A 14334-nucleotide genomic window follows, 5' to 3' on the forward strand; every position below is an offset into this window, starting at 1 on the left:
GCGGGCTCCTGGTTGCCGGGCTCAGCCGATGTGGACGCGCTCGGCGCCTTCGGCGGTGACCACCTGGCCGATGGTCCAGTGCTCCAGGCCCTGCGCCTTGACCGCCTCGGACACCGCAGCCACCTGGTCCGGCGCGACGATCAGCACGAAGCCGATGCCGCAGTTGAAGGTGCGCCACATCTCGCTGTCGGCCACCGCGCCCTCCTTCTGCAGCCACTGGAACACCGGCGGCAGGGTCCAGGACGACGCCTGGATGTCCAGGCCGAGGCCGTCGGGCACCACGCGGATGATGTTCTCGGTCAGGCCGCCACCGGTGATGTGGGCCATGCCATGGATGGCCTCGCCATGCGACTTCAGCAGCGACAGGATCGGCTTGACGTACAGGCGGGTTGGTGCCATCAGCGCATCGACCAGCTTCACGCCGCCTTCCAGCTCCAGATCGGCCGGGCGGCCGGCGCGGTCGTAGATGCGGCGGACCAGCGAGTAGCCGTTGGAGTGCGGGCCGGAGGAGGCGATGCCGATGAGCACGTCGCCAGCGGCCACGCTGGCGCCGTCCTTCAGCTCGCTCTTCTCTACCGCAGCGACCGTGAAGCCGGCCAGGTCGTACTCGCCCGGGGCATACATGTCGGGCATTTCAGCCGTTTCGCCGCCGATCAGCGCGCAGCCGGCCTCGGTGCAGCCGTTGGCGATGCCGCCCACGACCGCCGCCGCGGTGTCGATGTCCAGCTTGCCGGTGGCGAAGTAGTCCAGGAAGAACAGCGGCTCGGCACCCTGCACCAGCACGTCGTTCACGCACATGGCGACCAGGTCGATGCCGATCGTATCGTGGCGGTTCAGCTGGTGGGCCAGCTTCAGCTTGGTGCCCACGCCGTCGGTGCCCGACACCAGTACCGGTTCGCGGTACTTGTTGGACAGGTCGAACAGGGCGCCGAAGCCACCCAGGCCGCCCATCACTTCCGGGCGGAAGCTGCGCTTGACCAGGGGCTTGATCCGCTCGACCAGCTCGTTGCCGGCGTCGATGTCGACACCCGCATCACGGTAGGTGAGGGGGGAGGGGGAGGAAGACGGGGTGTTGGTCACGGGCGTCGGCGCTGGCAGGGGTTGAACGGGCGATTTTAACAGGCCGCATTGGCGCAAAGACCGTATTCGGGCAACAATTCCCCCGGATACGTCGAGCCAATGGATGTCCTGATGCGCCGCAGCCTGATTCTGACCCTGCTCCTTGCGCTGAGCCTGCCGGTGGCCACGATGGCCCAGAGCGGCCTTCGCACCGAGGGTGATGTCGCCACCGCCAGTGGCGCGTACGAGGCCGAAGTGCCCGTCAACAGCCAAGCCGAGGCCGATCGCAACGGCGCCCTGGCCCGCGCCCTGAGCGTGGTACTGGGCAAGCTGTCCGGCGACCGCAGCGTGATGTCCCGCCCTGGCGTGGTGCAGGCGCTGCGCAACGCCAAGGACTACGTGGCCAGCTACGACTACAAGCAGGACCAGAGCGTGAGCGCCAACGGCGCCCCCAGCTTCCGTACCCTGCTGGTGGCCCGCTTCCGCGAGGACGACGTGGATTCGCTGGTGTCGGCGCTGGGCCTGCCACTGTGGCCGCAGCCGCGACCGAAGCCGGTGCTGTGGCTGGCCGTCGACGATGGCAGCGGCCCGCGCCTGGTCAGCGTGCAGCAGGCCAACGCCGCTCGGCCGTTGCTGAACCGCGCCATCGAGCGTGGCTACAAGCTGGGGCTGCCCACTGGGGGGGCTGCCGAACAGGCGCTGGCCGGGGCCATCTGGCGCCAGGACAGTGCCGCCGTGGCCCGTGCCTCCTCGCGCTACTCGCCGCCGATGCAGCTGATCGGCAAGCTGTACCGGGCCAATGGCGGCTGGCAGGCGGATTGGGTGTTCGTCGACAACGGCCGCGAACTGAACAAGTGGACCAGCAAGGACGCCAACGCCATGCGTGCGATGGCCGCCGGTGCCGACGGCGCCGCCGATGCGCTGGTCAAGCGCTATGCCAAGGCGGGCGCCGCCGTCGGCCAGGCCGGGACCTACCGCGTGGTGGTCACCGGCATCAACAGTGCCGACGACTACCTGCGGCTGGCTGCCGGCCTGCGCGAGGTACCGGTGGTGCGCAACGTCACCCCGCTGCACGCTTCGGCCGGCCAGCTGGAGCTGAGCCTGGAGATGACCACCGGCCTGGCAGGCTTCAACCGCATGCTGGGCGACAACGGCGTACTGGTGCCGAGCGCACCGCTGCCTGCCCTGCCGACGCCAATCGATGACACCACCGGGGCTCCGGTGGCCCCGCCGGTCAGCAACGAGTACCGCCTGCGATGACTCTGACCCCGGAAGCGGAAATCGCGCAGTTCCTGCGTCGCCTGAAGTACATCCTGTTCGCCGGCCTGATCGGCTGGGTGGTATGGCTGCTGGCGCCGATCCTGACCCCGTTCGTGCTGGCGCTGGCGCTGGCCTGGCTGGGTGACCCGCTGGTGGACCGCATCGAGGCCACCGGCCGCTCGCGCATGACCGGCGTGGTGCTGGTGTTCGCGGCGATGGTGCTGGTGATCGTGGCGCTGCTGCTGGTGCTGGTGCCGATGATCGAGCGCCAGATCACCACCCTGATCGCGGTCGCGCCGCAGGCACAGGCGTGGCTGATGGAAAAGGGCATTCCCTGGTTCGAGCAGAAGACCGGCCTGGAAGTGATGCAGTGGCTGGACCCGGACCGCCTGATCGAATGGGTGCGCAGCCACTGGCAGCAGGCCGGCGGCTTCGCCACCACGTTCATGGGCTACGTCTCGCGCTCGGGCTTTGCGATGGTGACCTGGGTGGTCAACATCCTGCTGCTGCCGATCCTGGCGTTCTACTTCCTGCGCGACTGGGACAAGCTGGTCGAGCGGGTCGCGTCGGTGATTCCGCGCAACCAGATCGGCACCATCAGCGCGCTGGCGCGTGAATCCAACGAGGTGCTGGGCGCGTTCATCCGCGGCCAGTTCCTGGTGATGCTGGCGCTGGGCGTGATCTATGCCGGTGGCCTGTCGCTGGTTGGCCTGAAGCTGGGCCTGCTGATCGGCCTGATTGCCGGCCTGATCAGCTTCATCCCTTACCTGGGCGCGACCACCGGCATCCTGATGGCGATCATCGCCGCACTGGTGCAGGCGCAGGGCTTTGACCTGAAGCTGCTGATCCTGGTCGGCGTGGTGTTCACCGTGGGCCAGCTGCTGGAAAGCTACGTACTGACCCCGCGCATCGTCGGCGACAAGATCGGCCTGCACCCGGTGGCGGTGATCTTCGCGGTGATGGCTGGTGGCCAGCTGTTCGGCTTCCTCGGCATGCTGCTGGCGCTGCCGGTGGCGGCGGTGACCAACGTGCTGCTGCGCTATGCGCACCAGCGTTATCGCCAGAGCGAGCTGTACGTGGGCGAGAAGCCTTCGATCGTGCTTGATGGCGTGGTCGATGCCCCCCATATCATCATTCCGAACGACAAGGGCCCCGACCTGAAGTGATGGGTGTGCCGCAACTGCCGCTGGCCCTGCATTACCCGCGGGACCAGCGCCTCGAGACCTTCATCGGCGCGCCGGATGGCGCGCTGGCGCAGCTGCGCGCGATCGCGGTGGGTGCCAGCCACGACTGGGTCTACCTGGAAGGTGCGGCGGGCACGGGCAAGACCCACCAGGCGCTGGCGATGTGTTCCAGCGCCGAGCAGGCCGGGCGCCTGCCGACCTACGTGCCGCTGGCCAGTGCGGCCGGCCGCGTGCGTGCGGCGCTGGATGGGCTGGAGGTGCGCGAGCTGGTGGCGCTGGATGGCCTGGATGAGGTTGCCGGCCATCGCGAGGACGAGATTGCGCTGTTCGATTTCCACAACCGCGCACGCGCCGCGGGGGTGACCGTGTTGTACACGGCGCAGAAGGCGCCGGAAGAACTGGGCCTGTTGCTGCCGGACCTGCGTTCGCGGCTGGGCCAGTGCGTGCGCGTGCTGTTGCAGCCGCTGGACGAAGAGGGCCGTGCGGCGGTGCTGCGCGAGCGTGCGCTGCGCCGTGGGCTGGCGATCGACGAGGCGGCCATCGAGTGGCTGTTGTCGCACACCGGGCGCGAGCTGGGTGGGTTGATCACGCTGCTGGACTGGCTGGACCGCGAGTCGCTGGCGGCGAAGCGGCGGATCACCGTGCCGTTCCTGCGCCAGGTGCTGGAAGAAGGCCGGCCTCGTTACTGAGGGTGGGGTTTGTTTGCAGGGCTGCGCCCTGCACCCGCCGAAGCCGAAGCCGAGGCAACGTCAACGTCAAAGGCTGGCTTCCTGAGGGGAGGCGGGGTGGCTCAGGTTGCGGGGGACGGCGCAAGTACGTCCATGTAGCCTCGATCGCGCCATCCATGGCGCTCACGCCCCCGCAACCTGAGCCACCCCGCCTTCGACAGGTTCCCGCAGCTGTTGGTGGGTGTCGACCTTGGTCGACACCTGAGCAAGCGCAGCGAAGCGACCCGCTTCTGCTTTTCTTTCTTTCTTCCGTGGCTGGACGCCCACGGAAACTGTCAGAGGCCGGGCGGGGTGGGTTCGCGGGGGTGTCCGCGGCATGGATGCCGCGGCCAAGCCCCCAGGGACGGGTTCACGGCGTCCCCCGCGGGACCACCCCGCCCGGCCAAGCAAGGCTTCTGCTCTCAAAACGTCCAGCCACGAGGGGCTCAGCCGTTCGCCGCCAACTCAACATCCAGCGCGCGCAGGCGATCCACGGTACCCACGTCGGTCCAACGCCCGCGATGGTGCTGCCCCGTCATCAACCCCTGCGCCATGAAATGCTTCTGCAGCGGCACCACCGAGAACTTCGGCGGCACCCGCTCGCTGCCCGGCGCATCACCGATCACCGCGCGCCAATCGGCCACGACGGAAGGGCGATAGACGCCGATGCCGGCATAAGTCAGGCACGGGCCCTCGCGGTCGTGATGCAGCACGCCTTGCGAGTCCAGCCGGTAGTCGCCGTCGGGGTGCTGCACCGGATTGTCGACCAGCACCAGGTGCGCCTGGCCCTGCGGCTCTCGTGGCAGCGTGGCGAAATCGAAATCAGTCCAGATGTCGCCGTTCACCACCAGGAACGGGGCGTCGCCCAGCACCGGCAGTGCGTTGAGGATGCCGCCGCCGGTTTCCAGCGGGGTCTCGCCTTCGTGCACGAAGTGCAACTGCAGGCCCCACTGGCTGCCATCGCCCAGCGTGGTCGGGAACTGCTCGGCCAGCCACGCGGTATTGACCACCACCTCGCGCACGCCGAGTGCGGCGAGGCGTTCCAGGTGCCAGGCGATCAGCGGCTTACCGGCCACTTCCAGCAACGGCTTGGGCGTGTGCAGGGTCAGCGGGCGCATGCGCTCGCCGAGGCCGGCAGCAAAGACAAGTGCTTTCATCGGGCCACGCGCATCGGTGCGGCCAGCTCGGCCAGCGCCGGCTTGATGCGGTCTTCCAGCAACTGCTGCAGCGGCGCCAGTTCGCGATAGCGTGGCAGCACTTCATCCAGATAGGTGATGAAGCGCGGCGCGTCGTCGAGGTAATGGCCCTTGTTGTCGCGGTAGCGCAGGCGGCAGAACAGGCCGAGGATCTTCACGTGGCGCTGGATGCCCATCCAGTCGGCATCGCGCAGGAAGGTGGCGCGGTCGGGCACCGGCAGGCCGGCACCGCACGCACGCTCGTGGTACTGCGCCAGCCACTCGTCCACGCGCTGCAGCGGCCAGCTCAGGAAGGCGTCCTTGAAAAGGCTTACCGCGTCGTAGGCGATCGGACCGCGCACCAGGTCCTGGAAGTCCAGTACCGCTGGGCCGTCGTCGACTGGCATCAGGTTGCGCGGCATGTAGTCGCGGTGGGTCATCAGCTGGGCCTGGCCCAGCGCGTTGTCCATCAGCCGGCGGTGCACCAGCTGCAGCCCTTCAATCTCGCCGCAGTCCAGTTCCAGGTTCAGGTGGCGCTGCAGGAACCATTCGTCGAACAGGCCGGCATCGCGCTGCAGCAGCGCTTCGCCGAACTGGCCGAAGTCGGCCGGCACCGGGATCGCCTGCAGGCGCAGCAGCTGTTCGATCGAACGGTCGAACCATTCATCGGCATTGCGCTCGTCGAGGATCTTCGCCAGGGTCGGGCCGCCGAGGTCTTCCAGCAGCAGGAAGCCGGCCTCCAGATCCTGGGCGAGCAGCATGGGCACGCGCAGGCCGTTGTCGTGCAGCAGGCCGCGCATGCGCAGCCACGGCCGCGGATCTTCCAGCCCCGGCGGGGCGTCCATCACGATGTGGCTGCCGCGCGTGCTGGTGGTGCGCCAGTAGCTGCGCATGCCGGCATCGACCGAGGCGCGTTCGACCACTGCATTGGCATCTTCGAGCTGGGTACGGGCCCACTGCAGGCGCTGCGCGCTGCGCTGGGGATCGGAGGCGGGTTCGGTCATGCAGGCATATCCGGGCGCGCCGGGCGCGCCAACGTCGGGAACAGGAAGGGAAGGGGATGCGGGCTCAGCGGCGGCCGCTGAACAGGCGCAGGACGGCCAGCACGGCCACCGCGCCCACCACCGCACCGAGGAAACCGGCCGGTTCGCCGGGGGCGTACCAGCCCATGTACTGGCCGAACCAACCGGCCAGCAGCGCGCCAAGGATGCCCAGCACGATGGTCAACAGGCAGCCCATGCGGTTGTTGCCGGGCATGAAGAAGCGCCCGAGCAGGCCGACGAAGAAGCCCACCAGCAGGATGTACAGCCAGCTGCTGCTGCCGAACAGACCATTCATGCGCGCGGATTCCGCTTGAGTGTGGACGCAGCCTAGCAAGGCCAGGCTGCGTCCGTCACGGGTGCCGGATCAGCAGCAGCCGTGGTCGCCGTGGCGGGTGCCGCTATCGGCGGCCACCGGCGAACCGCTGGTCTCGCCGCGCAGGCTGGCGGCGTAATGCTCGCTGATCACCTTGGATACGCAGGCGGTGACCTTCTTGCCCATCGGGATGTGCAGGAATTCGTTCGGGCCGTGCGCGTTGGAGTGCGGGCCGAGCACGCCGGTGATCATGAACTGCGCACCCGGGAACTTCTCGCCGAGCATGCCCATGAACGGGATCGAGCCGCCCTCGCCCATGTACATCGCCGGCTTGCCGAAGAAGGCCTGGCTGGCGTCGTCGATGGCCTGGGTCAGCCACGGCGCCATGGCCGGGGCGTTCCAGCCGGTGGAGGCCTTTTCAAGGTCCAGGGTGACCTGTGCGCCGTTCGGCGGGTCGCGCAGCAGCGCTTCCTTCAGCAGCTCGCCGCAGGTCTTGCCATCGGCGGTCGGCGGCAGGCGCAGCGACAGCTTCACCGAGGTCTGCGGGCGCAGCACGTTGCCGGCCGATTCCAGCGGCGGCATGCCGCCGACGCCGGTGACCGACAGCGCCGGGCGCCAGGTGCGGTTGAGCACCAGCTCGGTCAGGTCCTCGTTCATCGGGCGCAGGCCGTCGACCATCGGGAACTTCTCGAAGATCTCGGTATCGACCACTTCGGCGGCACGCTTGGCCTGCTCCTGGCGCTCGGCCGGGATCTCGACGTTCATGCCCTCGATCAGGATACGGCCGGTATCCTGGTCCTCGATGCGCGAAAGGATCTGGCGCAGCAGGCGGAAGCTGGATGGGATCACGCCGGAGGCATCGCCGGAATGCACGCCTTCGTTGAGCACCTTCACGGTGAAATTGCCGCCGGTCAGGCCGCGCAGCGAGGTGGTGCACCACAGCTGGTCGTAGTTGGCACAGCCCGAATCCAGGCAGACCACCAGCGAGGGCTTGCCGATGCGGTCGGCCAGGTGGTCGACGTAGGCCGGCAGATCGTAGCTGCCCGATTCTTCGCAGGCTTCGATCAGCACCACGCAACGCGCGTGCGGCAGGCCCTGGGCCTGCAGCGCCAGCACGGCGGCCAGCGAGCCGAAGATGGCGTAGCCGTCATCGGCGCCACCGCGGCCGTACAGCTTGTCACCGCGCAGCACCGGGGTCCACGGGCCGAGGTCGTCGTCCCAGCCGGTCATTTCCGGCTGCTTGTCCAGGTGGCCATAGAGCAGGATGGTGTCGTCGCCGGTTTCGGCGCCGGTGGCCGGAATTTCCAGGAAGATCAGCGGGGTACGGCCTTCCAGGCGCACCACTTCAACCTTCAGGCCCGGCAGCTGCTGGGCCTTGGCCCAGTTCTCCATCAGGGTGACTGCCTGTTCCATGTAGCCGTTCTGCACCCAATTGGCGTCGAACATCGGCGACTTGTTGGGAATGCGGATGTAGTCGACCAACTGCGGGACGATCTCGCTGTCCCACTTGTCATTGACGAATTGGCCGAGCTTGGCGCTGTCCATCTGAAACTCCGGTTGCATGGGCTGTGATCGCGCCATTCTACGCCTGTGCCGGGGTAGGGTTTTTCCTACATCACGTCGGGTATTTGGCTGGCTTACGGAAATACGGGAAACCGATAGGCTGTGCACATGTGGTGACGGACACTGTTCCTGCCGACGGGATTGCCGGTCGGGACGGCCAGAATCACAAGGAGATACACGTCGTGCCTTGGTTTGTCGTGTTGAGGGTGCTGGTACTGGTAGTGGGGATCGCTGGGGCGCATGCCGCCGAACCGATCGACATCAACCGCGCCGATGCCCAGGCGCTGCAGCAGGGATTGACGATGGTCGGAGCCGCCAAGGCCGAGGCGATCGTCGAGCACCGGCGCAGACACGGCCCGTTTCATCGCGTCGAGGACCTGACGCAGGTGAAGGGAATAGGGAATGCAATCGTCGAACGGAATCGACAGCGGATCACCGTAGGCAACAGGTTGTTGCCGGCGGATCCGGTACCCGGATCGGTACCGGTGCGAACCGTACCCAGGCGCTGACAGCAGGAATCGTCGGAACCGGCAGGAAGCTGGTTCACCGGACACAGGCAGGACGCCTGTGCCCACCGACCGCCGCAGGACGCGGCACCAATCACCAGGATGGTGGCATCACAGACCTGTGGAAGGGGCTGAGATACAAACAGGACCGACGCGGCCGCGTGCAGGATGCAACGCTACCCCCACAGCGCAGGATGCGAGGGGGCGGCAGCAGGCCGACAGGGACGTAACGATTGCCCGGTACGACACATGGCTGTGTCGCCGGGCAGTTTCATTTCCGGCGCCCGGTTTTGCCGCGGCCACCACGGGGCGATGGTGTACGGTGGCCGCTCCGCATGGAAAGGACACCCGCTGGATGTTTCCGCATCGCCCCACGACCCTGATGCTCGCCCTTGCACTGGCCCTGCCGCTGCTGGCCCAGGCCGCTGCACCGACGCCGGCCGCCAAACCCGCGGCTGCCGCTGCGGCCACCGCCGAGGTACGCGGGCCGACCGACCTGAAGCCGGGCGAATACCTGTGGCATCCGGAAATCTCGCCGACCGGCCCGATCGTGCTGGTGGTCAGCCTCGATGAGCAGCGCGCCTATGTGTACCGCAACGGCATCGCCATCGGCCTGACCACGATCAGCTCGGGCAAGGCCGGGCACGAAACACCAACCGGTGTGTTCACCATCCTGCAGAAGGACAAGGACCACAAGTCCAACCTCTACAACAGCGCGCCGATGCCCTACATGCAGCGGCTGACCTGGGACGGCATCGCCCTGCATGGCGGCAGCCTTCCCGGGCACCCGGCCTCGCACGGCTGCGTTCGACTGCCACAGGCCTTCGCGCAGAAGCTGTTCAGCGAAACCCAGCGCGGCGACACGGTGGTCGTGGCCGATGCCAAGAGCTCGCCGATGACCCTGGCCTATCCTTCGGTGCTGGCGCCGGTGAACGCGCGCGGCCAGGCCCTGCCGGAAACCGAGGGCGGTGCAACGGCGCAGGCCTGGTGGAACGACAGCCTGGCCCCGGCCGGGCAGGTCGGGATACTGGTCAGCCTGCACGACCAGCGCCTGTACGTGCTGCGCGATGGCGTGATGATCGGCGAGTCGCCGTTGAAGGCCGACGCGCTGCCGGCCTTCCAGGGCACCACCCTGTTCGTGATGGGGCAGGGTTACAGCGACACCCCCAGCCCGCTGGACGCGAACCAGCGCCTGCACCAGTGGACGGCCTACCCGCTGCTGGGCCAGGACCGGGCCCAGGCCACGCCGGACCTGCTGGCCACGCCCTCGCTGCCGATGGCGCTGCCGGCCGATTTCGCCCGCCAGCTGTACCAGGTGCTGGTGCCGGGCACGACCCTGCTGGTGACCTCGCTGCCGGCGGTCCGCCCAAGCCCGGCTGAATCCGGAATGCAGCCGGTCTTGGAATCCGAGCCGCCAGGGTCCACCCTCAAGGGCAACTGAGTCCCCTCGTTGTGCCCATGACTGCATCCCGCCTGTGCCGGCTGGCCGCGTTCGGCCTGCTGGCGACCTCGGCCAGCGCCCCGGCGCTGGCACAGACGCCTGCCCTCGCTACCTCTGCCGATGATCTCGCTGCCCTGCTGTCGCGCAGCGCGCCCAAGGCCGACCGCCACGTGCTGCAACTGGCCGCGCATGCCATGCGCTGTGCACTGCAACGGCCGGAGTTGGGCATCAACGGTGATCGCCTCAGCGTGATCGACTACTCGCGGCCGTCCACCGAGCCGCGGCTGTGGGTGTTCGACCTGGCCCACCAGCGCCTGCTGTTCGAGGAATGGGTGGCGCATGGCCGCAACAGCGGTGAGAACCGCACCGAGTACTTCTCCAATCGCGATGGCAGTTTCATGTCCAGCCTCGGCGCGTTCACCGCGCAGGAAACCTACATGGGCGGCAATGGTTACTCGCTGCGCCTGGCGGGGTTGGAACCGGGCTTCAACGACCGTGCGCGGGAACGGGCCATCGTCATCCACGGCGCGCCCTACGTGAATCCGGCGACCGCGCAGCTGCAGGGGCGGCTTGGTCGCAGCCTGGGCTGCCCGGCGGTGCGCCTGTCGGTGGCCAAGCCACTCATCGACGCGTTGCGCGGTGGCACGATGGTGTTCGCGTATTACCCCGACCAGGACTGGCTGAAGCACTCGCAGCTGCTGGGCGGGGAGTGTGGTGGCCAGGGCACGCTCGCCACGCGGTGATGCACGACGGCGCGCGGCATGATGCAATGCGCCGATGAACATCGACTCCCTGCTGCACACTCCGAGCCAGGTCATTTCCAGTCTGGACTATCGCCGCGAACGCTGGCGGAATGGACTTGGCTGGACCCGCGAGATCCTGCGCCTGCCTGCGGAGGGCGATGACTGGGCGCTGCGCCTGTCGGTGGCCGAGATCGAGCAGGACGCCGCGTTCTCCGCCTTCCCCGGCGTGGAGCGCGAACTGGTACTGCTGCAGGGCAATGGCGTGCGCCTGCGCTTCGACGATGGCCGCGTGGCCGAGGTGTTGCCGCCACACGGACGCGTGCGTTTTGCCGGCGAGGAAACCCTGCACGGTGAACTGGTCGATGGCACCACCCACGACTTCAACCTGATGTGGAAGCGCGAGCTGCTGCAGGCCGAACTGCTGCACCGGCCGCTGGTGGGCGCGATGTTCTTCTTCTGCGAACCGGGCGTGGCCTGGGCGCTGCATCTGCTGTCCGGTCAGGCGGAGTTCGGTGCCGACAGCGGCCTGCCCGCGCTACGGGCCGGCGATACCGCGTGGTTGGCGGCCGGCGAACGTCAGCGGCACGCGTTGCAGGGCGGTGGCGAGTTGTTGGCGATACGGGTGGCGAGCGCCGGGTAGCGCCGGACCATGCCCGGCGTCATGGTGCGAACCAAGGTTCGCACCCACCAGAGAGCATTTGTGGTTGGGGTCAGAGCCCTTTCCTGCGGAAAGGGATCCGACCCCGAGGGTTCGTTCAATACACATCGCGCCGGTAGCGACCGGCCAGCAGCAGCGCTTCCTTGCCCGAAATACCCAGCACCTGCTCGATCACCGCATCCACCGCCGGGGCCATGCCCTGCAGGCTGCCGCAGACCAGGATCGTGGCGCCTTCATCCACCCACTGCCGCAGCGTTGCCGCTTCGGCCAGCAGCCGGTCCTGCACATAGCGATGCGCGCCGCCGTCGCGGCTGAACACGGCATCCAACCGCGCCAGTGAGCCGTCGGCCAGCATTGCCTGCAGTTCTTCACCGAAGTGGAAGTCATGCGCGGCGGTGCGCTCACCGAACAGCAGCCAGGTCCGTCGTGCGCCACTGCGGATACGTTCGTGCAGATGCGCGCGCAGGCCGGCAATGCCGGTGCCGTTGCCGATCAACAGCAGCGGCACGTTGGCGGCCACGCCATGGAAGTTGTCGTTGCGACGCAGCCGCAGCTGCACCGGTTCGCCGATGGCCGCGTGGTCGCACAGCCAGCCGCTGCCGATGCCAGGCGTGCCGTCCGCGCGCAGCTGTCTGCGCAGCAGCAGCTCGACCGCACCGTCGGCCATCACCGAGGCGATCGAGTACTCGCGATGGGGCAGCGGTTGCAGGGTCGCCAGCAATGGGGGCAGGTCACCCGGGGGAACCAATGAGGGCAGGTGCGAGCGCGCGACGCGCGCCAGCAACGTCTGCCCGTCGTCCAGCACGGTATCCGCATCGAACCCCTGCGCGTCCAGCCACGCGCGCGCGATGTGGCGGGCGTGTTGTGGCCCGATCTCGGCGATGTCACCGGCCTGCCACTGCGCATCTGCATCGGCCGGAGGCTGCAGGCGCAGCCAATACACGGGGCCGCCGGGGCTGCCCGGATTCAGATGCTCACGTTGCAGCAGCGTCCACGGCTGGTACTCGGCCGGGCTCCAGTCGGGCAGTTCACTGGCGCCGCCGGCAAGTTGTCCCAGCAACTGCTGCCAATGGCGCAGTGCCGCCGGATCGGCGTTGTCGACTTCGATCGCGTCGAACAGCGGATGCGCGCCGTGCTGGCGCAGCCAAGTGTCCAGCTGGTGGCCGAATCCGCAGAAGTGGCCATAGCTGCGGTCGCCCAGCGCGAGCACGCCGTAGTGCAGGTGCTGCAGCGAAGGCGGCGCGGCCATCACCCCGCGCAGGAACGGCAGGGCATGATCGGGTGGGTCGCCTTCGCCAGTGGTGCTGGCGATGAACAATGCACGCTGGCTACCGGCCAGCAAGGTGGCGTCGACCTCATGCAGGCCTCGCACGCGCACCGGCACGCCGGCACCACGCAATGCCTCGGCACTGCGTTCGGCCAGTTCGCGGGCGAAGCCCGTCTGGCTGGACCAGACCAGCAGGATCGGTGCGACGTCGGCAGAGGCAGCATCGTCGCGCGGTCGCCCACGCCACCACAGTGCGGCACAGGCCAGCGCATACAACGCGGTGGCGATGATCGCGACCTGCGTTTGCCGTGCAGGTGGCGCGCCCTGCCACCAGGCTTCGCTGAGGTGCAGGCGCAACAGCGCCCAAGCGATCAGCGCCAGCAGGATCAGTACAAGCGCGTTGCCGAGCAGCGCGCGCGACGGCCGTGCGCTCATGCGTCCTGCTCGTCGAGCAGGCGCTGGAAGGCGCTGCTGAGAAATTCGTGCGGGCCATCCGCTGCGCGATGCAGGTAGCGTGCGGCCAGTCCTTCGCGTTCGGCCAGCGCCATGCCGTGCTCGCGGCCTAGTACGGTCAGTGCGGTGGCCCAGGCATCAGCATGCATCGCGTCGTCGGCGACCACCGTCACTGCCGCTGCAACCTGGCGCACCGGTCTGCCAGAGCGCGGGTCCAGGCTGTGACTGTAAGCCTCGCCATCGGCCTGGTACTGGTGCCAGCGATCACCGGAGGTGGCCACCGCCTTGTCCTCCAGCGCCAGCACCCGCGGTGGTGTTTCGGTGTGCGCGTCTTCTTCCGGTGCGGATTCCACCAGTACGCGCCAGGGGTGGCCGTCGGGCTTGCGGCCGTAGCCGGCCAGTTCGCCACCGACCTCGATCAGTGCAGCAGCGATGCCCTGATCGCGCAGCCAGGCGGCCACGTGATCGACGCCGAAGCCCTTGGCGATCGCAGAGAGATCCAGTTCCAGTCCACCCGGTTGCAGCAGCGCATCGTCCTGCCACTGCAGGTGCTGCCAACCGCAGCGATCACGCGTGGCCTGCAGGGTAGCGTCGTTGGGCTGGCGGCGTTCGCCAGCATGTGCACCGAAACCCCACAGTGCCACCAACGGGCCGACGGTGGGATCGAATGCACCATCGCTGGCGGCGGCGATGGCCTGTGCGCAGGCCAGCACCTGGCGCGTCTCGGCCGGCAGCGTGCACCACTGGCCAGCAGCGGCGTGATTGAAGCGGCTGAGGTCCGAGCCGGCGTCCCACGTGCTCATCTGCGCGACCACCTCATCCAGGCGCGCCTGGATGCCGGCGTGCAGCGGGTGCAGGTCGCGCTGGCGCGACGCAACCAGCGACACACTCCAGGTGGTGCCCATGGTGGCGCCGCCGAGGCGGGCGATGTCGAGCAGGGAATCGGTCATGGTGATGCGTTG

The 14334-nt window shown here is 68.2% G+C and carries 14 protein-coding genes; 7 read left to right on the plus strand and 7 right to left on the minus strand.

Annotated features, from left to right (window positions below):
- Positions 1 to 21: 21 nt before the first annotated feature.
- Positions 22 to 1080 carry a phosphoribosylformylglycinamidine cyclo-ligase gene (purM, locus tag ACZK0Z_RS05470; RefSeq protein WP_197633071.1) on the minus strand — a complete coding sequence of 353 codons (1059 nt, stop codon included), beginning with the start codon at positions 1078 to 1080 and terminating at the stop codon, positions 22 to 24.
- 99 nt (positions 1081 to 1179) lie between these two features.
- Between purM and ACZK0Z_RS05475 the strand changes: the two genes are divergently transcribed.
- Genes ACZK0Z_RS05475 through hda form a run of 3 tightly spaced genes read left to right on the plus strand, consistent with a single transcriptional unit; the run spans position 1180 to position 4192 of the window.
- Positions 1180 to 2319, plus strand: coding sequence for a DUF2066 domain-containing protein (locus ACZK0Z_RS05475; RefSeq protein ID WP_049427460.1), 1140 nt, complete (start codon positions 1180 to 1182; stop codon positions 2317 to 2319).
- On the plus strand, positions 2316 to 3485 hold the full coding sequence (locus ACZK0Z_RS05480) for an AI-2E family transporter (RefSeq protein WP_049427458.1): 1170 nt from the start codon (positions 2316 to 2318) through the stop codon (positions 3483 to 3485). Before ACZK0Z_RS05475 ends, ACZK0Z_RS05480 begins: the two co-directional genes overlap by 4 nt.
- Positions 3485 to 4192 (plus strand): DnaA regulatory inactivator Hda, encoded by a 708-nt coding sequence (gene hda / locus ACZK0Z_RS05485; protein WP_049427455.1) that lies wholly within the window; start codon positions 3485 to 3487, stop codon positions 4190 to 4192. The genes ACZK0Z_RS05480 and hda overlap by 1 nt, the downstream gene beginning before the upstream one ends.
- A gap of 464 nt (positions 4193 to 4656) precedes the next feature.
- Here hda and murU read toward each other — a convergent pair whose 3' ends face one another.
- The 4 genes from murU to ACZK0Z_RS05505 all read right to left on the minus strand — a co-directional run bounded on the left by murU (position 4657) and on the right by ACZK0Z_RS05505 (position 8286).
- A complete protein-coding gene (gene murU, locus ACZK0Z_RS05490; RefSeq protein WP_049429349.1) occupies positions 4657 to 5367 on the minus strand; it encodes an N-acetylmuramate alpha-1-phosphate uridylyltransferase MurU in 711 nt (236 codons plus the stop codon).
- A complete protein-coding gene (locus ACZK0Z_RS05495) occupies positions 5364 to 6389 on the minus strand; it encodes an aminoglycoside phosphotransferase family protein (protein WP_197633073.1) in 1026 nt (341 codons plus the stop codon). The genes murU and ACZK0Z_RS05495 overlap by 4 nt, the downstream gene beginning before the upstream one ends.
- Positions 6390 to 6453: 64 nt before the next feature.
- Complete coding sequence (locus ACZK0Z_RS05500; protein ID WP_005415577.1) at positions 6454 to 6723, minus strand: GlsB/YeaQ/YmgE family stress response membrane protein; 270 nt, start codon at positions 6721 to 6723, stop codon at positions 6454 to 6456.
- Between the two features lie 69 nt (positions 6724 to 6792).
- A complete protein-coding gene (locus ACZK0Z_RS05505) occupies positions 6793 to 8286 on the minus strand; it encodes a M20 family metallopeptidase (RefSeq protein ID WP_100443776.1) in 1494 nt (497 codons plus the stop codon).
- Positions 8287 to 8486: 200 nt separating this feature from the next.
- Here ACZK0Z_RS05505 and ACZK0Z_RS05510 point away from each other — a divergent pair, with 200 nt between their 5' ends.
- From ACZK0Z_RS05510 to ACZK0Z_RS05525, 4 genes are all read left to right on the plus strand, one after another.
- The gene (locus ACZK0Z_RS05510; protein WP_049429368.1) at positions 8487 to 8813 is read left to right on the plus strand and encodes a ComEA family DNA-binding protein; all 327 of its coding nucleotides are present in this window, start codon (positions 8487 to 8489) and stop codon (positions 8811 to 8813) included.
- Between the two features lie 352 nt (positions 8814 to 9165).
- Complete coding sequence (locus ACZK0Z_RS05515; RefSeq protein ID WP_197633075.1) at positions 9166 to 10251, plus strand: L,D-transpeptidase; 1086 nt, start codon at positions 9166 to 9168, stop codon at positions 10249 to 10251.
- Positions 10252 to 10268: 17 nt separating this feature from the next.
- Positions 10269 to 10994 (plus strand): murein L,D-transpeptidase catalytic domain-containing protein, encoded by a 726-nt coding sequence (locus tag ACZK0Z_RS05520; RefSeq protein WP_197633077.1) that lies wholly within the window; start codon positions 10269 to 10271, stop codon positions 10992 to 10994.
- 34 nt (positions 10995 to 11028) lie between these two features.
- Positions 11029 to 11634: a HutD/Ves family protein gene (locus ACZK0Z_RS05525; RefSeq protein ID WP_049429352.1), complete on the plus strand. Its 606-nt coding sequence runs from the start codon at positions 11029 to 11031 to the stop codon at positions 11632 to 11634.
- Between the two features lie 115 nt (positions 11635 to 11749).
- Here ACZK0Z_RS05525 and ACZK0Z_RS05530 read toward each other — a convergent pair whose 3' ends face one another.
- Complete coding sequence (locus tag ACZK0Z_RS05530; RefSeq protein ID WP_197633079.1) at positions 11750 to 13354, minus strand: flavodoxin domain-containing protein; 1605 nt, start codon at positions 13352 to 13354, stop codon at positions 11750 to 11752.
- The gene (locus tag ACZK0Z_RS05535; RefSeq protein WP_336339907.1) at positions 13351 to 14322 is read right to left on the minus strand and encodes an FAD:protein FMN transferase; all 972 of its coding nucleotides are present in this window, start codon (positions 14320 to 14322) and stop codon (positions 13351 to 13353) included. Before ACZK0Z_RS05535 ends, ACZK0Z_RS05530 begins: the two co-directional genes overlap by 4 nt.
- Positions 14323 to 14334 lie beyond the last annotated feature (12 nt).

It is taken from the genome of Stenotrophomonas sp. 116085_Sma (assembly GCF_056479585.1).